General features: G+C 56.0%; 23 protein-coding genes and 3 pseudogenes. 1 reads left to right on the top strand and 25 read right to left on the bottom strand.

Annotation, left to right across the window (positions count from 1 at the left end; translation table 11 throughout):
• Positions 1-409 (top strand): annotated as a pseudogene (locus tag EMA09_RS28090) (hypothetical protein); the annotation flags it as partial.
• 128 nt (positions 410-537) lie between these two features.
• Here EMA09_RS28090 and EMA09_RS28085 read toward each other — a convergent pair.
• From EMA09_RS28085 to EMA09_RS27970, 25 genes and pseudogenes are all read right to left on the bottom strand, one after another.
• The gene (locus tag EMA09_RS28085; protein ID WP_015979258.1) at positions 538-1,122 is read right to left on the bottom strand and encodes a tail fiber assembly protein; all 585 of its coding nucleotides are present in this window, start codon (positions 1,120-1,122) and stop codon (positions 538-540) included.
• Positions 1,122-2,066: a phage tail protein gene (locus tag EMA09_RS28080; protein WP_015979257.1), complete on the bottom strand. Its 945-nt coding sequence runs from the start codon at positions 2,064-2,066 to the stop codon at positions 1,122-1,124. Before EMA09_RS28080 ends, EMA09_RS28085 begins: the two co-directional genes overlap by 1 nt.
• 173 nt (positions 2,067-2,239) lie before the next feature.
• The gene (locus EMA09_RS29540) at positions 2,240-2,407 is read right to left on the bottom strand and encodes a phage tail protein (protein ID WP_080484622.1); all 168 of its coding nucleotides are present in this window, start codon (positions 2,405-2,407) and stop codon (positions 2,240-2,242) included.
• A gap of 648 nt (positions 2,408-3,055) precedes the next feature.
• A pseudogene (locus tag EMA09_RS29535) lies at positions 3,056-3,445 on the bottom strand (prophage tail fiber N-terminal domain-containing protein); the annotation flags it as partial.
• Positions 3,446-3,509: 64 nt separating this feature from the next.
• Positions 3,510-4,118, bottom strand: a complete 609-nt coding sequence (locus tag EMA09_RS28070; RefSeq protein ID WP_240796733.1) for an Ail/Lom family outer membrane beta-barrel protein — start codon at positions 4,116-4,118, stop codon at positions 3,510-3,512.
• 72 nt (positions 4,119-4,190) lie between these two features.
• Positions 4,191-7,589: a host specificity protein J gene (locus EMA09_RS28065; protein ID WP_000515495.1), complete on the bottom strand. Its 3,399-nt coding sequence runs from the start codon at positions 7,587-7,589 to the stop codon at positions 4,191-4,193.
• Between the two features lie 60 nt (positions 7,590-7,649).
• A complete protein-coding gene (locus tag EMA09_RS28060) occupies positions 7,650-8,222 on the bottom strand; it encodes a tail assembly protein (RefSeq protein ID WP_001407644.1) in 573 nt (190 codons plus the stop codon).
• Complete coding sequence (locus EMA09_RS28055; protein WP_000194780.1) at positions 8,219-8,962, bottom strand: C40 family peptidase; 744 nt, start codon at positions 8,960-8,962, stop codon at positions 8,219-8,221. Before EMA09_RS28055 ends, EMA09_RS28060 begins: the two co-directional genes overlap by 4 nt.
• A gap of 5 nt (positions 8,963-8,967) precedes the next feature.
• Complete coding sequence (locus EMA09_RS28050; RefSeq protein WP_001152639.1) at positions 8,968-9,666, bottom strand: phage minor tail protein L; 699 nt, start codon at positions 9,664-9,666, stop codon at positions 8,968-8,970.
• A complete protein-coding gene (locus EMA09_RS28045; protein WP_000847379.1) occupies positions 9,666-9,995 on the bottom strand; it encodes a phage tail protein in 330 nt (109 codons plus the stop codon). The genes EMA09_RS28050 and EMA09_RS28045 overlap by 1 nt, the downstream gene beginning before the upstream one ends.
• Positions 9,992-12,552, bottom strand: a pseudogene (locus EMA09_RS28040) (phage tail tape measure protein). The gene EMA09_RS28045 and the pseudogene EMA09_RS28040 overlap by 4 nt, the downstream one beginning before the upstream one ends.
• A complete protein-coding gene (locus EMA09_RS28035) occupies positions 12,545-12,979 on the bottom strand; it encodes a phage tail assembly protein T (protein ID WP_000459457.1) in 435 nt (144 codons plus the stop codon). Before EMA09_RS28035 ends, EMA09_RS28040 begins: the two are co-directional and overlap by 8 nt.
• Positions 12,961-13,383, bottom strand: coding sequence for a phage minor tail protein G (locus EMA09_RS28030; RefSeq protein ID WP_000479153.1), 423 nt, complete (start codon positions 13,381-13,383; stop codon positions 12,961-12,963). Before EMA09_RS28030 ends, EMA09_RS28035 begins: the two co-directional genes overlap by 19 nt.
• A 15-nt stretch (positions 13,384-13,398) precedes the next feature.
• Complete coding sequence (locus EMA09_RS28025) at positions 13,399-14,139, bottom strand: phage tail protein (RefSeq protein ID WP_001349920.1); 741 nt, start codon at positions 14,137-14,139, stop codon at positions 13,399-13,401.
• A gap of 7 nt (positions 14,140-14,146) precedes the next feature.
• Entirely contained in the window at positions 14,147-14,542 is a 396-nt protein-coding gene (locus EMA09_RS28020) for a phage minor tail U family protein (protein ID WP_000683105.1), read from the bottom strand.
• A complete protein-coding gene (locus EMA09_RS28015) occupies positions 14,539-15,117 on the bottom strand; it encodes a phage tail protein (protein WP_000975070.1) in 579 nt (192 codons plus the stop codon). Before EMA09_RS28015 ends, EMA09_RS28020 begins: the two co-directional genes overlap by 4 nt.
• An 11-nt stretch (positions 15,118-15,128) precedes the next feature.
• A complete protein-coding gene (locus EMA09_RS28010; RefSeq protein WP_000752979.1) occupies positions 15,129-15,482 on the bottom strand; it encodes a head-tail joining protein in 354 nt (117 codons plus the stop codon).
• Positions 15,483-15,493: 11 nt separating this feature from the next.
• Positions 15,494-15,892, bottom strand: coding sequence for a DNA-packaging protein FI (locus EMA09_RS28005; RefSeq protein ID WP_000158919.1), 399 nt, complete (start codon positions 15,890-15,892; stop codon positions 15,494-15,496).
• Between the two features lie 41 nt (positions 15,893-15,933).
• Positions 15,934-16,959, bottom strand: coding sequence for a major capsid protein (locus EMA09_RS28000; protein ID WP_000063280.1), 1,026 nt, complete (start codon positions 16,957-16,959; stop codon positions 15,934-15,936).
• Positions 16,960-17,014: 55 nt separating this feature from the next.
• Positions 17,015-17,347, bottom strand: a complete 333-nt coding sequence (locus tag EMA09_RS27995; protein WP_001297109.1) for a head decoration protein — start codon at positions 17,345-17,347, stop codon at positions 17,015-17,017.
• Positions 17,348-17,356: 9 nt separating this feature from the next.
• Entirely contained in the window at positions 17,357-18,676 is a 1,320-nt protein-coding gene (locus EMA09_RS27990) for a S49 family peptidase (protein WP_000123343.1), read from the bottom strand.
• Positions 18,657-20,258 carry a phage portal protein gene (locus EMA09_RS27985; RefSeq protein ID WP_001359455.1) on the bottom strand — a complete coding sequence of 534 codons (1,602 nt, stop codon included), beginning with the start codon at positions 20,256-20,258 and terminating at the stop codon, positions 18,657-18,659. The genes EMA09_RS27990 and EMA09_RS27985 overlap by 20 nt, the downstream gene beginning before the upstream one ends.
• Positions 20,255-20,461, bottom strand: coding sequence for a gpW family protein (locus EMA09_RS27980; RefSeq protein ID WP_000198149.1), 207 nt, complete (start codon positions 20,459-20,461; stop codon positions 20,255-20,257). The genes EMA09_RS27985 and EMA09_RS27980 overlap by 4 nt, the downstream gene beginning before the upstream one ends.
• Complete coding sequence (locus tag EMA09_RS27975; RefSeq protein WP_001027292.1) at positions 20,458-22,383, bottom strand: phage terminase large subunit family protein; 1,926 nt, start codon at positions 22,381-22,383, stop codon at positions 20,458-20,460. Before EMA09_RS27975 ends, EMA09_RS27980 begins: the two co-directional genes overlap by 4 nt.
• The gene (locus EMA09_RS27970; protein WP_000453580.1) at positions 22,358-22,903 is read right to left on the bottom strand and encodes a DNA-packaging protein; all 546 of its coding nucleotides are present in this window, start codon (positions 22,901-22,903) and stop codon (positions 22,358-22,360) included. The genes EMA09_RS27975 and EMA09_RS27970 overlap by 26 nt, the downstream gene beginning before the upstream one ends.
• Positions 22,904-23,083: the final 180 nt, after the last annotated feature.

Raw genomic sequence — 23,083 nt, 5'->3', positions numbered from 1 at the left:
TTCAAACATTAATTTTTATGATAAACAATTCCATCCAATTGATTTAATCAATACAACATTTGAAGATCAAGCAGATAAATATATTTTTTGGCGTTATGCAGCTGACAGAGCCAAAATAACAAATGCCTATGGCTTCATTTGGATATCAGAGCTATGGCTCAGAAAAGCAAGCATCTACTCCAATAAACCAATACATACAATGCCAATTATAGATGAAAGACTTCAGGTAATTGGAATTGATTCAAATAATAATCAAAAATGTATTTCATGGAAAATAGTTAGAGAAAACGAAGAAAAAAAACCGACTTTAGAAATATCAACAGCAGACTCAAAACATGACGAAAAACCATATTTCATGCGTTCAGTCTTAAAAGCAATTGGCGGTGATGTAAACACTATGAACAATTGAGTCATAGAACTTCCATTATTCTCCTGAAGATAATAATCGCCAAATAAACCAATACTCAGCTTTACAATATACTAACTAACCGCAGAACGTTATTTCATACAACGTTTCTGCGGCATATCACAAAACGATTACTCCATAACAGGGACAGCAGGCCACTCAATATCAGGTGCAGTTGATGTATCAACACGGTTCAGCAACACCCGATACTTCTTCCAGGCTTCCAGCAACGAGGTTTCTTCCTTCGTTGCAATTTCCAGATCTGCAGCATCCTGAAGCGGCGCAATATGCTCACTGGCTACCTGCATCAGGCTTTTTTTTGTTTCTTCCGCCTCCCGGATCCGGAACAGTTTTTCTGCTTCCGTATCCTTCACCCAGGCTGTGCCGTTCCACTTCTGATATTCCCCTCCCGGCGATAACCAGGTAAAATTTTCCGGTAACGGACCGAGTTCAGAAATAAATAACGCGTCGCCGGAAGCCACGTCATAGACGGTTTTACCCCGATGGTCTTCAACGAGATGCCACGATGCCTCATCACTGTTGAAAACAGCCACAAAGCCAGCCGGAATATCTGGCGGTGCAATATCGGTACTGTTTGCAGGCAGACCGGTATGAGGCGGAATATATGCGTCACCTTCACCAATAAATTCATTAGTTCCGGCCAGCAGATTATAAATTTTTATGGTCCGTGGTTGTTCACTCATTCTGAATGCCATTATGCAAGCCTCACAATATAGTTAAATGCAATGTTTTTGACGGTGTTTTCCGCGTTACCCGCAGCGTTAACGGTGATGGTGTGTCCGTGTGAACCAATACTGAAAGAATGGGCATGAGCACCGATAACAACCGGATGCTGGTGCGCACCAATACCAACTGTATGCGCATGTGCACCGGCACTCACGGCTGTACCGGACAATGAGTGACTGTGGCTGCCCTGACTGTCCGTTTTCGATAAATAAGCAATACCCTGTGTGCTGGTTCCTTTAACTGTGGATAAACTTCCTGTAATGGTTGCTGTTCCATACTGACTCCAGCCAGAACTGTTCATCCTTAAACCACTTGTGTGGGCATGAGCACCCGCGGCCCCTGTTGAACCGCTCAGACTGTGAGCATGAGCCCCCGTGTTATTCGTCGATTTGGTGCCGTAATCGAAACTGCCTGTTGTTTTCGTCCCGTAATCAAACGACGATGTGGTTTTCGTCCCCAAATCCGTACCGGATGCACTGGCACTGTGGGTGTGCGACTTAATTCCATCCTGTTCCTGAGACAATACAGCACGACCGCTGGCGGGTTTCCCCTTGATTGTCCAGCCTCGCATATCAGGAAGCACACCCGATGGATACGCGACAGCAAGTTTTGGGTAGGCTGATTTGTCAAACGCCTGCCCCTGCATCAGGACGTAGCCAGACGGAACGATATCTGATGGCCACGGGATCGGCGCACCTGCCGGAAAGGCCGAATTCTCACCGGCCCCAAGGTATTCAAGAACATCTGCAACGGAATTTTTTGCCAGAATATCCCTGCCAACCTGAGTCAGTTCAGTCAGGCTGGCGGCATCATTTTCCGCAAAATACGGTAATTTATTTTTCGCCGTGGAAAGCCCTGCCAGCGCCGTCAGTGTCGCATTCTTCGGTTGTTTACCCGCAAGCGCGTTAGTCATGGTGGTAGCAAAATCTGGATCATTCCCGAGCGCTGCGGCCAGTTCATTCAGCGTATTCAGTGCGTCAGGTGACGCGTCGATAACATCTGCAATCGCGGCCAGTACAAAAGCGGTGTTCGCAATCTGGGTATTGTTTGTTCCCCTGAGCGCGGTTGGTGCTGTTGGCGTTCCGGTCAGTGCCGGACTGTCCAGTGGGCTTTTCTGTTCGTTTCATCCATTACCACCTTAACCGCCTTTGGCGTTGCAGCAAGCGTTTCAGACGTGCTGTTGGTTGCACTGCTGAGCTGCACTATCCCCTTTCTCGTTGTGTCCGCATCCTCAAGCGCGACAGCTGAAGCTATATCTTCTGCACGTTTTGCCGAATTTTTTGCACGTATTGCCGCCGCTTCTGCCGCACTTTTGCTCTGCGATGCTGATACCGCACTTCCCGCAGCCTCTGTCGCCTTCGTGGATGCCGTTGACGCACTCCCCGCCGCCGCTGTTTTTGCGTCTGCCGCGGCAGAGGCGCTCCGTTCCGCTGCTGTTTCAGATGACCTGGCATTCGTCTCGGACGTTTTTGCCGCCCTGGCAGAATTTTCTGCCGCCGTTGCCGAGGAAGCTGCACGACCGGCACTTGATGATGCGTTCGTTTCTGATGATTTTGCTGCCTCTTTTGAGGCCACCGCATCTCGTGCTGAAGTGGCGGCCTCTGACGCTTTCGTGGCCGCGGTGGAGGCAGACGTGGCGGCTGATTGTTGTGACGCTGCAGCATTCGTTTCTGACGTTTTCGCCGCACCGGCACTGGTGGCCGCCGCGTTTTTTGAGGACTCTGCGGCTGCGGCACTTTTTTCCGCTTCAGTGGCCTTTGCTGATGCCGCTTCTGCGCCGGAGGACGCTTCCTGAGCTGACGATGCAGCCTGTCCGGCGGACGTGCTGGCGGCGCGTGCTGAGTCAGTTGCATCAGTCACAAGGGCCGCGACCTGAGCAGCTGATGCACTGGCATCGCCGGCTGATTTCTTCGCGTCTGCCGTACTCTGTGCCACCACGGACGCGTTACGCGCCACCTCTTCCACCATCAGTTCAAGACGACGCAGCACCTCCGGCCGGGCATCATCCTCCGTCATGGCACAGAGAAAATCATTCAGCGTCCCCGGTTGTGAATCTTCATACACGGTGATGGTCCCGGCGTGCGATGGTGGAAAACCGTCAACCTGCAGGATGACACTGTACTGACCGTACTCCACATCCATGCTGTAACGCCCGGCTTCATCCGGATTCTCTGAGCCCACCGTGTTCACCACCACCGTGGTGCTGTTACGTCTGGCTTTCAGCTGAATGGTGCAGTTCTGTACCGGTTTTCCTGTGCCGTCTTTCAGGACTCCTGAAATCTTTACTGCCATATTCACCCCACAAAAAAGCCCACCGGTTCCGGCGGGCTGTCATAACACTGTGTTACCTGGCTAATCAGAATTTATAACCGACCCCAACGATGAATCCGTCAGTACGCCAGTCGCCACTGCCGGAGCCTTCATAAGCAATATCAACAACGACGGACGCTGCCGGATTAATCTGTATACCTGCACTCCACGCCACTGAGGTATGCCGCATTGCACTTTCGTCCCTGGCAGTGGTCGTCTCTTTCATATACCCGGGAGTGATTTCCGTCTTACGGTAATCCATTGTACTGCCGGACCACCGACTGTGAGCCACTCCGGCCATGGCGTACGCACTGACCTGCTTACTGATTTGTAAAACCGGTCCGGCCATCACGCTCACATAACGTCCACGCAGGCTCTCATAGTGAAACGTATCCTCCCCGGTCATCACTGTGCTGCTCTTTTTCGACGCGGCGAACCCCAGGGAAGCCATCACCCCCACACTGTCCGTCAGCTCATAACGGTACTTCACGTTAATCCCTTTCAGATGACTCACACCGGTATCCCGCCCGACAACGACGGCAATGTACCCGGTTTCACTTGAAAATAGCCCACCGTAAACGTACCATGTCCACCTTCCGCACGGGCCGGAGTGACTGTCACCGCAAGTGCGGCAAAGACAGCAACGGCAATACACACATTACGCATCGTTCACCTCTCACTGTTTTATAATAAAACGCCCGTTCCCGGACGAACCTCTGTAACACACTCAGACCACGCTGATGCCCAGCGCCTGTTTCTTAATCACCATAACCTGCACATCGCTGGCAAACGTATACGGCGGAATATCTGCCGAATGCCGTGTGGACGTAAGCGTGAACGTCAGGATCACGTTTCCCCGACCCGCTGGCATGTCAACAATACGGGAGAACACCTGTACCGCCTCGTTCGCCGCGCCATCATAAATCACCGCACCGTTCATCAGTACTTTCAGATAACACATCGAATACGTTGTCCTGCCGCTGACAGTACGCTTACTTCCGCGAAACGTCAGCGGAAGCACCACTATCTGGCGATCAAAAGGATGGTCATCGGTCACGGTGACAGTACGGGTACCTGACGGCCAGTCCACACTGCTTTCACGCTGGCGCGGAAAAGCCGCGCTCGCCGCCTTTACAATGTCCCCGACGATTTTTTCCGCCCTCAGCGTACCGTTTATCGTACAGTTTTCAGCTATCGTCACATTACTGAGCGTCCCGGAGTTCGCATTCACACTGCCACTGATATCCGCATTTTTAGCGGTCAGCTTTCCGTCCGGTGTCAGGGAAAAGGCCGGAGGATTGCCGCCGCTGGTAATGGTGGGGGCCGTCAGGCGCTTCAGGAACACGTCGTTCATGAATATCTGGTTGCCCTGCGCCACAAACATCGGCGTTTCATTCCCGTTTGCCGGGTCAATAAATGCGATACGATTGGCGGCAACCAGAAACTGGCTCAGTTTGCCTTCCTCCGTGTCCTCCATGCTGAGGCCAATACCCGCGACATAATGTTTGCCGTCTTTGGTCTGCTCAATTTTGACAGCCCACATGGCATTCCACTTATCACTGGCATCCTTCCACTCTTTCGAAAACTCCTCCAGTCTGCTGGCGTTATCCTCCGTCAGCTCGACTTTTTCCAGCAGCTCCTTGCCGAGATGGGATTCGGTTATCTTGCCTTTGAAAAAATCCAGGTAACCTTCCGCATCATCGCTCGCCCGACCGACGGCCTCCACGAATGCCGATTTGCCAACGGTGTTCACACTGCGGATATAAAAGTAATAATCATGGCCCGGTTTGATATTGATACTGGCGGCTATCCAGTACAGCGCCGTACCAAGATAACGCGTGCTGGTTTCAACCTGTCTGATATCCGCAATCTGCTTTTCCGAGAACCAGAACTCAAACTGTACCGTCGGGTCATAAACGGCAAGATGCGGCGTGGCGGTTATCTGAAAATAGCCCGGCGTCAGCTCAATCCTCGACGGTGCTGCCGGTGCGGCAATCCGGAACGATACCGACGCCGGATCGCCCTGCTGCCCCCACGCATTTACCGCCCGGACTGTCAGCCTGTAGTTCCCCAGCGCCAGTTGCGTGAAGCGGTATGTGGTTTCCGTCGTCCGGGCCGTGCTGACCAGCCGCTCACTGCCGTCGTCCGCTGTTACGGTCAGACGGAGCAGGAAACTCACGCCCTTCACCACCTTCGGTGTGTCCCATCGCGCCAGCACCTGATATTCCCCGCTGTCTGCAGTGACTTCTGCGGTCAGGTGCTGCACCGCTGGCGGCGTGACACCATTCACCGTGCCACTCTGTTCGCCGTCAAAGTGCGCCCCGTTATCCACGATGGCCTCTTTTTCCGGCACATGCTGCACGGCGGTGATGGCATACGTGCCGTCGTCGTTCTCACGGATACTCACGCAGCGGAACAGTCGCTGGCGCAGCGTCGGCAGCTTCAGCTCCCATACGCTGTATTCAGCAACACCGTCAGGAACACGGCTCACTTTTACCTTCACGCCGTCGGTGACGGACTGAACCTCCACGCTGACCGGATTGCCACTTCCGTCAACCAGGCTTATCAGCGCGGTACCGGAGGATGGCAGCGTGATTTCACGGTCGAGCGTCAGCGTCCGGGTCTGGCTGTTCACCGCCAGCACACGACCACCGGTGCTGATACCGGCATAGTCATCATCGCAGATTTCAATAACATCGCCCGGTACATGGCGAAGCCCTTCTGCGCCGACGCTGAAATCCACGGTCTGCGTTTCCAGCAGTTCTGTTTTAATCAGCCACAGCCCGGCGCGGTGTGCCTGCCCCCGGCTGGTACAGCCAAAGGCATCCATCTTCGTAACATTACGACCGTAACGGGCAATGGCCTGCGTATCTTCAACAAGCTCTGTCGCCGTCTCCCAGCCGTTGTTCGGGTCAATCCAGTTCACCTCAACGGCATTATGGCGGTCCTTCAGGGCGCTGAAGCTGTAGCGGAACGGCGCGCCATCATCCGGCATCACCACATTACTGCGGTTATAGGTCCACGTCTTATCCGACGGTCGGTCCTGCACGAACGTCAGCGTCTGCCCGTTCCATACCGGCATACAGCGCATCGCCGAGCAGAAATCGCTGAGCACATCCCACGCCTTACGCTGTGTGGTCAGGTACGCATTACAGGTGATGCGCGGCTCCGTGCCGCCAAAGCCGTCCGGCACTGACTGGTCGCAGTACTGGCCGATGACATACAGCGCCCATTTATCCACATCCGCCGCACCAAGACGTTTCCCCATGCCGTAGCGCGGATGGGTCAGCATATCCCACAGACACCAGGCCATGTTGTTGCTGTATGCCGGTTTAAACGTTCCGTCCCAGATACCGCTGTATTGCCGCGTCTGCGGGTTATAGTTCGACGGCACCTGCAGAATACGCCCGCGCAGATGATAATTACGGCTCACCTGCTGGCTGCCGAACTGCTCCGAGTCCACCTGCACGCCGACCAGTGCCGTGTTCGGGTAGCACTGTTTCACATCGATGATTTCAGTGTATGACGACCAGAGCGTTTTGTTCTGCAGCTGGTCTGTGGTGCTGTCCGGCGTCATCCTGCGCATCCGGATATTAAACGGGCGCGGCGGCAGGTTACCCATCACCACCGAGGCCAGATACTGCGAGGTGGTTTTGCCCTTAATGGTGATGTCTTTTTCCGTCACCCAGCCACCGTTACGTTGTATCTGAACCAGCAGGCGGACTTCCGACGGATTCCTGTCACCCTTTGAGGTGGTTTCCACCAGTGCCTGTACACCGAAGGTAAAGCGCAGACGGTCGATGTTTGCAGACGTAATGGTGCGGGTGATCGGCGTGTCATATTTCACTTCCGTACCCAGCACCGTCTCGGAGCCGGAGGATTCAAATCCCTCCGGCGGAGTCTGCTCCTGCTCACCAGCCCGGAACACCACCGTGACACCGGATATGTTGGTATTCCCCTCAGTGTCCAGCACCGGCGTACTGTTCAGCAGCACGCTTTTTAAGCCATCCACCGGACCTTCAATCGGCCCTTCGCTGATGGCATCGATCACACTCAGCAACTGCGTGGACTTCAGGTTGTCCTTCGCTTCGCGCGGGGTATGCCCCTTACTGCTTCCTTTACCCATTCCTCACGCTCCATAAATGACAAAACCGCCCGCAGGCGGTTTCACATAAAACATTTTGCATCAGCGACCAATCACCACAACCTGACCACCGTCCCCTTCGTCTGCCGTGCTGATCTCCTGAGAAACCACGCGTGACCCCACGCGCATTTCCCCGTACAGAACAGGCAGAACATTGCCCTGGGCAACCATGTTATCCAGTGAGGAGAAATAGGTGTTCTGCTTACCGTTATCCGTTGTCTGTATACGGGGAGTTCTGGCTTTCGGTGCCAGCATCTGCGCCACACCACCGAGCACCATACTGGCACCGAGAGAAAACAGGATGCCGGTCATACCACCGGCCCCAATGGCTGCCCCCCATGCTGCAAGGGTGGCTCCGGCGGTAAAGAATGATCCGGCAATGGCGGCAGCCCCCAGGACAATCTGGAATACGCCACCTGACTTGGCCCCGGCGACTCTGGGAACAATATGAATTACAGCGCCATCAGGCAGAGTCTCATGTAACTGCGCCGTTAACCCGGACGTGCTGACGTCCCGCCCGGCAATCCGTACCTGATACCAGCCGTCGCTCAGTTTCTGACGAAACGCCGGGAGCTGTGTGGCCAGTGCCCGGATGGCTTCAGCCCCCGTTTTCACACGAAGGTCGATGCGGCGACCAAATCGTTGTAAATCCCCGTAAAGGCAGATGCGCGCCATGCCCGGTGACGCCAGAGGGAGTGTGTGCGTCGCTGCCATTTGTCGGTGTACCTCTCTCGTTTGCTCAGTTGTTCAGGAATATGGTGCAGCAGCTCGCCGTCGCCGCAGTAAATTGCGGCGTGATTCGGCACTGATGAACCAAAACAGCACAGCAGCACATCGCCCGGCTGTGCCGCTGACAACGGCACCTGATACAGCCCCGTCGCCTCCAGATTATCCAGATAGAGATTCTGGCCGTTACGCCACCAGTCATCCTCACGATGAAAGTCCGGCATCTCAATCCCCGCCAGATGATAAGCATCCCGGAACAGTGTGTAACAGTCCGTCACACCGTGCTCAAAGCGCCGCCCGGTGAGATGCGGCACACAGCGGAACTTATGAATCGTCCCCCGGCAGACCAGCCACCACGGCAAATCACTCTGCACCTGCAGCCGCCGGTCGGCCTCACTCAGCCAGGGCAGACCACCGGGGTGGCTGTGGACCAGCGCCACAATCTCACCCTGCATTTCTGCCTGCAGCCAGTCTTCCGGCGACATACGGAAATACGCCTCCGGCTCACCGGAGATATTCACGCAGGGGAAATATCTTTCCCCCTCCGGCGTGCTTACCACGAAGCCGCACGACTCCGCTGGCGCACATCGCCGGGCGTGCGCCAGAATCGCTGATTCTGTCTGTGTCATGGGATTTACTGCGAAAGTTTGTTAATGGAAAGGAAGCCGCCAAAGTTGCCGACGTTATTGCGGAACTTACAACCGCTCAGGCATTTGCTGCATTTATCCTTCGTGATATCGGACGTTGGCTGGTCATATTCATCCGCGACAGCCGGACCGCTATAACCGCACTCGTCACCGCGATAGGTCCAGGTGCAGGTGTTGGCCAGCATGATACGTCCCGGAAAAACAGCGCCATCCGTTTCCGTCGGCGTGGACAGTACAAAGGAGGCACTCACCGCGCTCAGTTCGCTGCACTGCTCAATGCGCCAGCGGCTGATCACCTCCTGCTCCGGATCGGCGTAACTGTTTCCGTTGACGAAGTTCACCGCATCCAGAAAACGGGCGTAAACCTTACGCCGGACCACCGTTCCGCCGACCAGACTCTGCATATCTTCCGCCATCCCGGTGACCATACCGTACAGGTTAGAAACCGTCAGCGTGGGGCGCGTACTGGTGCCTTTGCCATTCAGTTCAAAACCGCTCCCCTGAATGGGATACGGCTGATACTGTCGCCCCTGCCAGGTGACCGGCTCACCTTTTTCGTTCTGCTCATTACAGAAAAAATAACGTTCTCCACCGACCTCTGTCAGGTCGATTTCCCAGAGCACCACGCTGGCCGACTGCTCCGCACGGGTGCATTCATTCAGTGTTTCCTGCCGGATATCCTGCATCAGTTCACCACCTGTTCAAACTCTGCGCTGAACTCAACACGCAGCATACTGACCCGCGACGACCATTTTGCGCAGGTCACCTTTATCTGCCGCCACTCATAAGGCGGCGTCCACAGAAAGGATTTCCAGCCCCCGTGCTCTTCCAGAAACGACTCCAGTACCGTGGCCTCCTCACGGGGGACAGAAAGCGTCACGCTGTACGTTTTCAGGTTGGCATTCAGCCCGGCAGGCGCTCGCTGAGAATAGCCATCACCAAAGCGCACCTTTCTTACAGAAGGGACCGAAGCCACATCCATACCGGGTTTCACTTTCCAGCGGAAGGTCTTCATCGTCCACCTCCGGAGAACAGGCCACCATCACGCATCTGTGTCTGAATTTCATCACGGGCACCCTTGCGGGCCATGTCATACACCGCCTTCAGAGCAGCCGGACCTATCTGCCCGTTCGTGCCGTCGTTGTTAATCACCACATGGTTATTCTGCTCAAACGTCCCGGACGCCTGCGACCGGCTGTCTGCCATGCTGCCCGGTGTACCGACATAACCGCCGGTGGCATAGCCGCGCATCAGCCGGTAAAGATTCCCCACGCCAATCCGGCTGGTTGCCTCCTTCGTGAAGACAAACTCACCACGGTGAACAATCCCCGCTGGCTCATATTTGCCGCCGGTTCCCGTAAATCCTCCGGTTGCAAAATGGAATTTCGCCGCAGCGGCCTGAATGGCTGTACCGCCTGACGCGGATGCGCCGCCACCAACAGCCCCGCCAATGGCGCTGCCGATACTCCCGACAATCCCCACCATTGCCTGCTTAAGCAGAATTTCTGTCATCATGGACAGCACGGAACGGGTGAAGCTGCGCCAGTTCTGCTCACTGCCGGTCAGCATCGCCGCCATATTCTGTGCAATACCATCAAAGGTCTGCGTGGCTGCACTTTTTACCTGCGACATACTGTCCGTGGCGCTCTCTTCCCACTCACTCCAGCCGGACTTCAGGCCTGCCATCCAGTTCCCGCGAAGCTGGTCTTCAGCCGCCCAGGTCTTTTTCTGCTCTGACATGACGTTATTCAGCGCCAGCGGATTATCGCCATACTGTTCCTTCAGGCGCTGTTCCGTGGCTTCCCGTTCTGCCTGCCGGTCAGTCAGCCCCCGGCTTTTCGCATCAATGGCGGCCCGTTTTGCCCGTTGCTGCTGTGCGAATTTATCCGCCTGCTGCGCCAGCGCGTTCAGGCGCTCCTGATACGTAACCTTGTCGCCAAGTGCAGCCAGCTGGCGTTTGTACTCCAGCGTCTCATCTTTATGCGCCAGCAGGGATTTCTCCTGTGCAGACAGCTGGCGACGTTGCGCCGCCTCCTCCAGTACCGCGAACTGACTCTCCGCCTTCCACAAATCCCGGCGCTGCTGGCTGATTTTCTCATTTGCTCCGGCATGCTTCTCCAGCGTCCGGAGTTCTGCCTGAAGCGTCAGCAGGGCAGCATGAGCACTGTCTTCCTGACGATCGCCCGCAGACACCTTCACGCTGGACTGTTTCGGCTTTTTCAGCGTCGCTTCATAATCCTTTTTCGCCGCCGCCATCAGCGTGTTGTAATCCGCCTGCAGGATTTTCCCGTCTTTCAGTGCCTTGTTCAGTTCTTCCTGACGGGCGGTATATTTCTCCAGCGGCGTCTGCAGCCGTTCGTAAGCCTTCTGCGCCTCTTCGGTATATTTCAGCCGTGACGCTTCGGTATCGCTCTGCTGCTGCGCATTTTTGTCCTGTTGAGTCTGCTGCTCAGCCTTCTTTCGGGCGGCTTCAAGCGCAAGACGGGCCTTTTCACGATCATCCCAGTAACGCGCCCGCGCTTCATCGTTAACAAAATAATCATCCTTGCGCAGATTCCAGATGTCGTCTGCTTTCTTATACGCAGCCTCTGCCTTAATCAGCATCTCCTGCGCGGTATCAGGACGACCAATATCCAGCACCGCATCCCACATGGATTTGAATGCCCGCGCAGTCCTGTCTGCCCAGGTCTCCAGCGTGCCCATGTTCTCTTTCAGGCGGCGGGTCTGGTCATCAAACCCTTTCGTTGCGGCCTCGTTCGCCGCCTGCAATGCCCCGGCTTCATCGCCGGAACGCTGCAACTGAGCAACATACGCAATCTGCTCCGCCGACACGTTATGGAACTGGCGAGCCATCGCCGTCAGCCCCGACGTCGGGTCTGTGGTCAGCTTCCCGAAGGCTTCAGCGACCTTGTCCACCTCCACGCCGGATGCAGAGGAGAAACGCGCCACACTCTGGCTGATGGACGCAATCTGAGCCTCACCGCTTACCCCCGCCTTAACCAGTGCGCTGAGTGACTCGCTGGTCTGGTTAAACGTCAGCCCTGCCGCCTGCCCGGCTCTGGACAGGACCAGCATACGATCTGCCGTCAGTCCCGCCTGATTGCCGGAAAGGACCAGCGTTTTGTTGAAATCGGACAGGGTTGAGTTGCCCTGATACCAGGCATACGCCAGCGCACCGGTCGCCACCGCCAGCGAGGTGGCCCCCACCATCGGCAGGGTGATCGCACCGGCAAGCCCCCTGAACATGGGGATCATCCCGCCGAAGGAGTCCTTCACCTGCCCCCCTGTTGCAGCAGGATCAGCCACGGACTTTGCCCGCCTGCAAGCTGCGTGGCCACGTCGGTGAACTGTGCAGGCAGCATACGCATGGCGGCTTTATACTGCCCGACGGAAATCCCCGCTTTCTGTGCAGCCAGCGCCTGTCGGCTCAGCGACTGTTCAACGACTGCCGCTGTTTTTTTCGCATCACTTTCCGTACCAGAAAAATGACGCCTGACTCTGGCCATCTGCTCGTCAAATCTGGCCGCATCCAGACTCAAATCAACGACCAGATCGCCTACCGGTTCAGCCATACCGGACTCCTCCTGCGATCCCTTCTGATACTGTCATCAGCATTACGTCATCCTCCGTCATGTCCGCCACATCCGGGGAAGCGGGGATAACTTCATTCCCGTCCGGGCCAAAGCGGACACCTCCGGCAAGCCCTGCCGCTTTCTGCATCAGCACATCATCTTCAGGCTCTTCGTCAGCCTCGCGCCGGTTCAGCAGACTGAAATCCAGCGGATGCATATCCGGATCGCTGAAAAACAGGCTGAGCACGGTGTACGTCAGCCCGGAAAAGTGCATATCCAGCAGAACATCATGAAAATAATGGGTACTGTAAAAGCGGTGCCAGTCGGCATACTCCGTGGATGACATCCCGGCAAGCATGGCACGCCAGTCGGGTCGCCCCATCTCACGCGCCAGTTTCAGGGCAAAACTCAGCTCACCGTCGAACACTTTCCCGCAGAAACAGGCTCTGCGGGCCCGGCGTCCTCTGTCTGTTCAGGGGCATTATTCACCACAAACTCATACATACCAGACAGCCGGTACACCACGTTTTCAGCATGAGAAATTGCCTCCGTGGGCCAGGTGGTAAGCACTTCCTGCTCAATCTGTTTAACGGCTTCATTCATGGACGGCATCTGCGTCTTCTGCGGATGGTTATGCCACAGGGACATCGCCACCAGAAACGCGCCGGTTCTGATGGCGTCTTCCACAGTAAACTTCCGGTTGCTGTCTGACTCCGCCTGTTCTGCCTGCCGTTTCATCAGGGCGAGATGCTCAATGCGCTGCAGGGCTGACAGTTCAGAAAGCGTGACGGTCACACCGTTATGTTCAAATGATTCGGTTTTCAGGAACATCGCTGACTCTCCGGATTAACTGGCGGTGACGGTAATTTCTGCAACCGCAGCAAACTCACCATTACCGGATACAACCGGAATGTTGACCTTGCCTGCAGCAACGCCGTTCACGGTGATGGTCATACCACTGACCGACACGGTGGCTTTTGTTTTATCCGCAGACACCGCACGAAAGCTCTTGTCGGTTACGCCCTCCGGCTGGAAGGCCACGGTCAGCGTGGTGCTCTGCCCTTTCACCACCGAGGTGCTGGCAGGCGTCACGGTCATGCCGGTTGCCGCTGTTACCGTGCTGCGATCTTCTGCCATCGACGGACGTCCCACATTGGTGACTTTCACCGTGCGGGTGATCACTTCCTTCGCCGTCACCGCCTTACCGATACTGCTGACCCAGCCACGGAACACATCGACCGTGCCGTTCGGGAAGCGGATTTTATAGGCACGGGTATCGCCTTCATTAAACCACGCCAGCAGCGCCTGCTGCCCCTGCTCTCCGGGCATCCACGCCAGCGTGAAGCTGGTATCTCCGGCAGATTTCTGCCCCTGCCCGGTCGCAGTCCAGTCTGCATCTTCATCATCGAGATAGCTGTCGTCATAGGACTCAGCGGTCAGTTCGCCGGGCGTCAGGTCTTTAACTTTTGCCAGACGCGACCAGTCAACGTCTGAAAGCGGATTCGCGTAAGGGTCACCGCTCCCCTTATAAACCCACAGGGTGGTCCCGGCACCTTTCACCGGCATTGTAGGATTTGGTACAGGCATAGCGTCCTCACATTTCATAGGTAATGACATAAGTCAGATCGGCTGAACTCCACAAGCCCGCATCATCGTCGCGCCGGTAGTCATAGCCGCTGGCCACCATACTGGTGATCAAATCTGACAGTGCCGGGATATCGCTCATCACCGGATAAATCCGGGACTCCATCCACGCATCCAGCTCTGAATCCGGCACCTGAGCAGGCAGGAAAACTTCGATATGCAGCTCCGCCTGCCAGGTATCGCTGTCCAGCTCTTCGCCCGTGTATTCAGCGCCGGTGAGATAAACGGCAACTGCCGGAAAATCCGCCTCATCAAAAACAGCGGGGCGACCATCAAAAAACGTCGCCCCGGTGTCATGCTTCTCCAGTGCATCCAGTACGGCTGCACGGAGTTCAGTATGTTTCATCGCTTTATTACCATCCTCAGTTGATGCTGCAGCGCATAGCCCAGCTCTTTCGGAAGACGTTCACGCCGTATCCGCTCAATATTTTGTTTAAACGCCGTGGTCAGCGGCACCGCCATCGGGATTTTCACCACATCAATGGGGTAACGGTTTTTCCCAGCCACACGCTGCATGACATGCCACCGGCCATTTTTCAGTTGCTGAATAAACGCGCCGGGAATACGACGGTTACCCACCACAAGCACGCTGCCGCCACCTTTCAGGGATGAACGCTGCCCCTTTTTACGACGCCTGCGGCGCGAAAGGACAACCCGCGCATTACCCAGCTTGATTACGGGCAAATCCCCCCGGTTAACTTTGATTCTGGCCTGCGGATTTTTGACCGTGGCCCTTTTCAGCCTGGCCCTTTCCTTTACCAGTTTCCGGCGTACCTTTGTCTCACGGGCAACCTGTGACGCCGACTGCGATATCGCGGATGAAGCAACGCGGTTAATGGCCATTGCGGCGGCACCAGGCACCGCCGTTTTGCTGATACGGCTGAGGTTTTCAACGGCCTGCTCAAGACCTTTTATGGCCATACATCCCCCTTTCAGCGGCGACGGTTAACGGCAGGCGGTACGCCCCGTCCAAGCCAGAGATGACAACTTCCGCCATCATCCGGCGAAACCCGATCTACCCAGAAATTTTCCTCACCGATGGTCAGCGTGTCTCCACGCCGCAGCTGCCGCACCTCATCAGTCCGGACAAACAGGGACGGGCTGGAGCCTTCAACGCGCACGCCCTGTCCGGCATAGCTGATATTTTCAGGGTCATCAAAAACACCACGTATCACCGCACCTGACTGCTCACCGGATGTAATGGTGGCTGACGTTCCCATGTACCCGCGTATCGTTTCATCGGCGCGGGCAATGGCAGCATCGAACAGGTTATCGAAATCAGCCACAGCGCCTCCCGTTATTGCATTCTGGCCAGGCCGCGCTCTGTCATTTCGGCTGCCACACCGGCAGAGACACGAAACGCCGTTCCCGGCAGCACAAATGCCACAGGTTCATCCCGCGTGGCGTGAAGTGCATCAGTATGCAGCTTCACCAGTGCCACGACCGTGACCAGTTCAGACGTATCCAGAATCACGGTATCCGGCTGCGCTGATCCCACCTCATTTTCATGTCCGGTCAGCACATTTTCCCGGCTGAGAGGGGTGTCCTGACCGGCAGTTTCATCCGTGTCATCAAGCTCCTCTTTCAGCTCTGCCACACGGAGCGCCAGTTCTTCTTTCGTCCCCGTCAGGCTGACATCACGGTTCAGTTGTTCACCCAGCGAGCGGAGACGGGCAATCAGTTCATCTTTCGTCATGGACTCCTCCACAGAGAAACAATGGCCCCGAAGGGCCATGATTACGCCAGTTGTACGGACACGAACTCATCAGGGTCAGCCAGCAGCATCAGCGGTGCTGACTGAATCATGGTGAACTCACGCGCCGGATCGCCGGTGGTCACCCAGTTTTTCGGGTAACGGGCAGAGGCGTTAATGCCTTCGCGCTGTGCGTCCGCATCCTGAATGCAGCCATAGGTGCGCAGACCGCGTGCCTGAGTGTTCCCCAGCACCATCGTGTTGTCCGGCAGGAAGTTCTTTTTGACGCCGTTTTCCACGTACTGTCCGGAATACACGACGATGGCCACATCGCCATACATCCCCTTATAGGACACCGCTTTGCCCAGGTCTTTCACCGCTGTCTCCAGCTCGGAATTAGAGCCACGACGGGTATCCAGCTTCTCCTTGACGGCTTTGAAGGAACGGAACAGCGCCCAGCCTTTCGGATCGAACACGATGATATTCACCACACCGCTGGCGTTCAGCGCGTAGGCTTCGATATCGTCGGTCGGGTCATACGTGGACTTGTCACGCTTGCTCCACTCCGTGCCGCCGGACTGCGTGATGTTATTCTCCTCACTGCGGCCCATATCCACCTCAACCGGATCGAAGGCTTCACCGGTCATGGTGTATTTGCCCTTAAGCACGGCAGAAACTGCCTGCATCTCTTCGACCTGAGCAATGGCCAGCTCTTCGTCACGCATGTTCTGCATGATGATGCGACGGCGGCGGTAAGCCGGGTCCGCCAGATTCTGCGGATCTTCATCCGGCAGGCGACGCAGGGTCATCTGCGGATTCACTTCATGCTTCGGCTTGACATATCCCGGCGTAAATTCAGAGGTGGAGCCGCCACGGGAACGGATAACCTCACCGGAAACAATCGGCGAAACGTACAGCGCCATGTTTACCAGTCCCGGAATTTGTGAGAGATAGACTTTCTCCGTGGTGAAGGGATAGCTCTCACGGAAAAAGAGACGCAGAAACAGCGGATCAAACTTAAATTTCTGCTCATTTGCCGCCAGCAGTTGGGCGGTTGTGTACATCGACATAAAAAAATCCCGTAAAAAAAGCCGCACAGGCGGCCTTTAGTGATGAAGGGTAAAGTTAAACGATGCTGATTGCCGTTCCGGCAAACGCGGTCCGTTTTTTCGTCTCGTCGCTGGCAGCCTCCGGCCAGAGCACATCCTCATAACGGAACGTGCCGGACTTGTAGAACGTCAGCGTGGTGCTGGTCTGGTCAGCAGCAACCGCAAGAATGCCAACGGCAGCACCGTCGGTGGTGCCATCCCACGCAACCAGCTTACGGCTGGAGGTGTCCAGCATCAGCGGGGTCATTGCAGGCGCTTTCGCACTCAATCCGCCGGGCGCGGTTGCGGTATGAGCCGGGTCACTGTTGCCCTGCGGCTGGTAATGGGTAAAGGTTTCTTTGCTCGTCATAAACATCCCTTACACTGGTGTGTTCAGCAAATCGTTAACGGCATCAGATGCCGGGTTACCTGCAGCCAGCGGTGCCGGTGCCCCCTGCATCAGACGATCCAGCGCAGTGTCACTGCGCGCCTGTGCACTCTGTGGTGCTGCGGCCAGAATGCGGCGGGCCGTTTTCACGGTCATACCGGGGGTTTCTGCCAGCACGCGTGCCTGTTCTTCGCGTCCGTGAGCCTCCTCACAGTTGAGGATCCCCATAATGCGGCTGTTTTCTGCCGCAACCGCTGCGGTGATCTGCGCGTTCACGTCCGGCTGCGCCGCGCTGGCGTTCTCGCCCTCCGTCGCTGGCACCACGTCAGTAACGTCAGCCTGCGAAGCAGTGGCTGAAACAGTTGTTGATTGAGTCTCTTTGGTCATTCGCCCTCCTGAGAGACGGGATTTACGTGCATCCAGTGCATCACGCATGACGGTGATCGCATCGGTGCTGTTAACAAGTTCATCAGCCAGTCCGGCATCAATGGCCTCCTGACCGCTGTACACTGCAGCCTCGGTATCCAGCACAACCTGCACGGACAGGCCGGTATATGCCGACACCTTCTGCGCAAACATCTGGCGGGTTGCGTCCATCCGGGACTGCAGTGTCTCCCGGACGTCATCCGGAAGATGGCTGTAGGGGTTGCCATCCACCTTATGGCTGCCGCTGTAAATCAGCGTGATTTCCACACCCTGTTTCTCCAGCGCAGCACCGTAATTACTGTGAGCCATCATGACGCCGATGGAGCCTGTCCGGGCGGTCTGCGTGACCAGACGCCGGGAGGCGGCACTGGCAAGCAACTGACCTGCACTGCAGTTCATGTCGTTGGCAAGCGCCCATACCGGTTTTATGTCACGCACACGGGCGATGATGTCAGCGCAGTCAAATGCCCCCGCCACCATCCCGCCGGGCGTGTCCATATCGAGCAGAATGCCGTCCACCATCGGATCGCTGGCAGCCTGTTGCAGACGGGCGATAATGCCGTTGTAACCGGTCATCCCCGAGTACGGCTGCAGCGCCCGCGTCCGGCTGACCAGCGTGCCGGACACCGGCAGCACGGCGATGCCGTTCATGACCTGATAACTGCGGGCCTGTCGTGGTCCGTCATCATCACCGGATAATGCCAGCGTCGCGAGTGCCTCCTGGGCAGTCAGGCTGTCGCCGGACACCGCATCCGTCAGGCTGCTGATCCCAAGCTGGCCTGCAAGCGCACAAAAGAAAACCCGCGCATAGGCGGGTTCAAGCATCAGCGGCTCATTAAAGGCCATGCTGGCAATATGCGGGAGATTACGCAGCTCTGCTGTCACTCTTCTCCTCCTCTGTTGATTGTCGCAGCCCGGATTCAAATGCTGCAGCCGCCCAGGCGGGCGGTTTAAGACCGGCTGCACGGCGCTCCATCGTTTCACGGACCTGCTGGGCAAAAATTTCCTGATAGTCGTCACCGCGTTTTGCGCACTCTTTCTCGTAGGTACTCAGTCCGGCTTCTATCAGCATCACCGCTTCCTGAACTTCTTTCAGACCATCGATGGCCATACGACCGGAGCCTATCCAGTCGCAGTTCCCCCAGGCACTGCGGGCTTCCTGAAAACTGAAGCGCGCTTTTGAAGGTAACGTCACCACGCGGCGAACGATGGCCTCTTCCAGCCAGCACAGAAACATCTGGCTCGCCTGACGGGATGCGACGAATTTTCGCCGCCCCATAAAGTACGCCCACGACTCGTTCGCACTGGCCCGTGCCGTGGAGTAGCTCATCTGGGCGTAATTCCGGGAAAGCTGCTCATACGAGACACCCAGCCCGGCAGCGATATACCGCAGCAGTGACTGCTCAAACACGGAGTAGCCGTTATCCGTATCCTGAGCCGTCTGCAGGTTCAGTGAGTCACCCGGCATCAGGTGCGGTACTTTTGCGCCTCCCAGCCGGACCGGCGCTGCGGCGTAATACGCGGCAATTTCACCAATCCAGCCGGTCAGCCTTTCCCGCTGCTCCTGACTGTTCGCGCCCAGAATAAAATCCATCGCTGACTGCGTATCCAGCTCACTCTCAATGGTGGCGGCATACATCGCCTTCACAATGGCGCTCTGCAGCTGCGTGTTCTGCAGCGTGTCGAGCATCTTCATCTGCTCCATCACGCTGTAAAACACATTTGCACCGCGAGTCTGCCCGTCCTCCACGGGTTCAAAAACGTGAATGAACGAGGCGCGCCCGCCGGGTAACTCACGGGGTATCCATGTCCATTTCTGCGGCATCCAGCCAGGATACCCGTCCTCGCTGACGTAATATCCCAGCGCCGCACCGCTGTCATTAATCTGCACACCGGCACGGCAGTTCCGGCTGTCGCCGGTATTGTTCGGGTTGCTGATGCGCTTCGGGCTGACCATCCGGAACTGTGTCCGGAAAAGCCGCGACGAACTGGTATCCCAGGTGGCCTGAACGAACAGTTCACCGTTAAAGGCGTGCATGGCCACACCTTCCCGAATCATCATGGTAAACGTGCGTTTTCGCTCAACGTCAATGCAGCAGCAGTCATCCTCGGCAAACTCTTTCCATGCCGCTTCAACCTCGCGGGAAAAGGCACGGGCTTCTTCCTCCCCGATGCCCAGATAGCGCCAGCTTGGGCGATGACTGAGCCGGAAAAAAGACCCGACGATATGATCCTGATGCAGCTGGATGGCGTTGGCGGCATAGCCGTTATTGCGTACCAGATCGTCTGCGCGGGCATTGCCACGGGTAAAGTTGGGCAACAGGGCTGCATCCACACTTTCACTCGGTGGGTTCCACGACCGCAACTGCCCTCCAAATCCGCTGCCACCGCCGTGATAACCGGCATATTCGCGCAGCGATGTCATGCCGTCCGGCCCCAGAAGGGTGGGAATGGTGGGCGTTTTCATACATAAAATCCTGCAGGTCCCCTGCGTCGCTGTGTCATGCCGGTCTGCACTTCCAGCTCTGCAATATATTTTTTCAGGTCAGACACGGAAGTGGCCGTAAACTCCACCCTTCGTCCGTCTTTCTGTACTGTTGCCACCCGTTTACCTGTCATCAGGTCATGCAGTGCCGCACGGGCAGCGGCAAGTTCTTCCTGTCGCGTCATTCATCCTCTCCGGATAAGGCACGGGCGTAATCTGCCAGTGTTTTCTTGTTGGTTGCTGCACCATCCTCTTCCTGCAGGCTCGCCAGCAGCGCACTGAGATCCAGCTGCCAGCGGGAAATACTGATGCGCAGCGCCGCCAGCGCATAAACGAAGCAGTCGAGTGCCTCATTGCGTCGCTTTTTGCTGTCCCACAGTATTTTTTTCCTGCCATCCACCCATTTTTCGACCTGCTCTTCAGCAGTCAGCTGCTGCGCTTCGGTCAGATCAAAAATATCCGGGTTATTCGGGAAGTGAACGGCACCGGGAAGCGGTTCATCCCCTTCCGGCGTCAGTGTGAAGCGGTTATAAATCTGCTCTTTCGCGGTATCCGTACCGATTTCGGTAAGGTAAACCCCGTTTTTGTTTCGCTTACGTGGCATGCTGGCCACCGGCTTTCCGTAGACGGATGCCCCTTTAATGGGGATCACCCGGAACAGCCCATGTTTTTTCGAGCGTTCATACACAATGGTCGGGTCAATCCCGCCAGTATCCCAGCAGATACGGGATATCGACATTTCTGCACCATTCCGGCGGGTATAGGTTTTATTGATGGCCTCATCCACACGCAGCAGCGTCTGTTCATCGTCGTGGCGGCCCATAATAATCTGCCGGTCAATCAGCCAGCTTTCCTCACCCGGCCCCCATCCCCATACGCGCATTTCGTAGCGGTCCAGCTGGGAGTCGATACCGGCGGTCAGGTAAGCCACACGGTCAGGAACGGGCGCTGAATAATGCTCTTTCCGCTCTGCCATCACTTCAGCATCCGGACGTTCGCCAATTTTCGCCTCCCACGTCTCACCGAGCGTGGTGTTTACGAAGGTTTTACGTTTTCCCGTATCCCCTTTCGTTTTCATCCAGTCTTTGACAATCTGCACCCAGGTGGTGAACGGGCTGTACGCTGTCCAGATGTGAAAGGTCACACTGTCAGGTGGCTCAATCTCTTCACCGGATGACGAAAACCAGAGAATGCCATCACGGGTCCAGATCCCGGTCTTTTCGCAGATATAACGGGCATCAGTAAAGTCCAGCTCCTGCTGGCGGATGACGCAGGCATTATGCTCGCAGAGATAAAACACGCTGGAGGGGTCATCCGGCGTCCATTTGAGGCCAAACGGCGTCTCTTTGTCGCCAAATTTAAGATACTGCTCCTCCCCGCAATGCGGGCAGGCAACATGAAAACGCATAAAATGCGGGGATTCACTGGCTGCACGCTCAATCTGACAGGTGCCTCTCACTTTTGGCGTGGAGCCACGGATGGACTTTGGCCAGACCGAGCCTTCAATACGCTTGTCACCCAGGAACGTCGGAGAGCCTTCCTGTTCAATATCATCATCAAAAGCAGCAAGTTCATCATAACCCGCCACATCCACCGACTTTTCACGGTAGTTTTTTGCCGCTTTACCGCCCAGGCACCAGAAGCCACGCCCATTAGTGAAACGCTTCATGGTGAGCGTGTTATCCCGGTGCTTTTTGCCATACCACGGGGCCAGCGCCAGCAGCGACGGAATATCACGAATAGTCGGCTCAACGTGGGTTTTCATAAAGTTCTCGGCATCACCATCCGTCGGCAACCAGATAAGGGTGTTGCGCTGCTTATGCTCTATAAAGTAGGCATAAACACCCAGCAGCATTTTGGAATAACCGACACGGGCAGACTTCACCACATTCACCTCACGGATGTAGTCGCTGCCCATCGCATTCATGATGGCCCGCTGAAAGGGCAGTGTTTCCCAGCGCCCTTCCTGGTATGCGGATTCTTTCGGGAGATAGTAATTAGCATCCGCCCATTCAACGGCGGTCTGTGGCTCCGGCCTGAACAGTGAGCGAAGCCCGGCGCGGACAAAATGCCGCAGCCTGTTAACCTGACTGTTCGATATATTCACTCAGCAACCCCGGTATCAGTTCATCCAGCGCGGCTGCTTTGTTCATGGCTTTGATGATATCCCGTTTCAGGAAATCAACATGTCGGTTTTCCAGTTCCGGAAAACGCCGCTGCACCGACAGGGGGAGCCCGTCGAGAATACTGGCAATTTCACCTGCGATCCGCGACAGCACGAAAGTACAGAATGCGGTTTCCACCACTTCAGCGGAGTCTCTGGCATTCTTCAGTTCCTGTGCGTCGGCCTGCGCACGCGTAAGTCGATGGCGTTCGTACTCAATAGTTCCTGGCTGGAGATCTGCCTCGCTGGCCTGCCGCAGTTCTTCAACCTCCCGGCGCAGCTTTTCGTTCTCAATTTCAGCATCCCTTTCGGCATACCATTTTATGACGGCGGCAGAGTCATAAAGCACCTCATTACCCTTGCCACCGCCTCGCAGAACGGGCATTCCCTGTTCCTGCCAGTTCTGAATGGTACGGATACTCGCACCGAAAATGTCAGCCAGCTGCTTTTTGTTGACTTCCATTGTTCATTCCACGGACAAAAACAGAGAAAGGAAACGACAGAGGCCAAAAAGCTCGCTTTCAGCACCTGTCGTTTCCTTTCTTTTCAGAGGGTATTTTAAATAAAAACATTAAGTTATGACGAAGAAGAACGGAAACGCCTTAAACCGGAAAATTTTCATAAATAGCGAAAACCCGCGAGG

It is taken from the genome of Streptomyces sp. RFCAC02 (assembly GCF_004193175.1).
Lineage (GTDB): Bacteria > Actinomycetota > Actinomycetes > Streptomycetales > Streptomycetaceae > Streptomyces.
This window is presented reverse-complemented; position numbering and strand designations above follow the sequence as displayed.

What these genes read in the sequence shown, in the direction of transcription:
- EMA09_RS28085 (WP_015979258.1), bottom strand. Translation starts at nt 1,122, where the DNA reads ATGGCATTCAGAATGAGTGAACAACCACGGACCATAAAAATTTATAAT.
- EMA09_RS28080 (WP_015979257.1), bottom strand. Translation starts at nt 2,066, where the DNA reads ATGACTAACGCGCTTGCGGGTAAACAACCGAAGAATGCGACACTGACG.
- EMA09_RS28065 (WP_000515495.1), bottom strand. Translation starts at nt 7,589, where the DNA reads ATGGGTAAAGGAAGCAGTAAGGGGCATACCCCGCGCGAAGCGAAGGAC.
- EMA09_RS28055 (WP_000194780.1), bottom strand. Translation starts at nt 8,962, where the DNA reads ATGACACAGACAGAATCAGCGATTCTGGCGCACGCCCGGCGATGTGCG.
- EMA09_RS28050 (WP_001152639.1), bottom strand. Translation starts at nt 9,666, where the DNA reads ATGCAGGATATCCGGCAGGAAACACTGAATGAATGCACCCGTGCGGAG.
- EMA09_RS28045 (WP_000847379.1), bottom strand. Translation starts at nt 9,995, where the DNA reads ATGAAGACCTTCCGCTGGAAAGTGAAACCCGGTATGGATGTGGCTTCG.
- EMA09_RS28030 (WP_000479153.1), bottom strand. Translation starts at nt 13,383, where the DNA reads ATGTTCCTGAAAACCGAATCATTTGAACATAACGGTGTGACCGTCACG.
- EMA09_RS28025 (WP_001349920.1), bottom strand. Translation starts at nt 14,139, where the DNA reads ATGCCTGTACCAAATCCTACAATGCCGGTGAAAGGTGCCGGGACCACC.
- EMA09_RS28020 (WP_000683105.1), bottom strand. Translation starts at nt 14,542, where the DNA reads ATGAAACATACTGAACTCCGTGCAGCCGTACTGGATGCACTGGAGAAG.
- EMA09_RS28015 (WP_000975070.1), bottom strand. Translation starts at nt 15,117, where the DNA reads ATGGCCATAAAAGGTCTTGAGCAGGCCGTTGAAAACCTCAGCCGTATC.
- EMA09_RS28005 (WP_000158919.1), bottom strand. Translation starts at nt 15,892, where the DNA reads ATGACGAAAGATGAACTGATTGCCCGTCTCCGCTCGCTGGGTGAACAA.
- EMA09_RS28000 (WP_000063280.1), bottom strand. Translation starts at nt 16,959, where the DNA reads ATGTCGATGTACACAACCGCCCAACTGCTGGCGGCAAATGAGCAGAAA.
- EMA09_RS27995 (WP_001297109.1), bottom strand. Translation starts at nt 17,347, where the DNA reads ATGACGAGCAAAGAAACCTTTACCCATTACCAGCCGCAGGGCAACAGT.
- EMA09_RS27985 (WP_001359455.1), bottom strand. Translation starts at nt 20,258, where the DNA reads ATGAAAACGCCCACCATTCCCACCCTTCTGGGGCCGGACGGCATGACA.
- EMA09_RS27980 (WP_000198149.1), bottom strand. Translation starts at nt 20,461, where the DNA reads ATGACGCGACAGGAAGAACTTGCCGCTGCCCGTGCGGCACTGCATGAC.
- EMA09_RS27970 (WP_000453580.1), bottom strand. Translation starts at nt 22,903, where the DNA reads ATGGAAGTCAACAAAAAGCAGCTGGCTGACATTTTCGGTGCGAGTATC.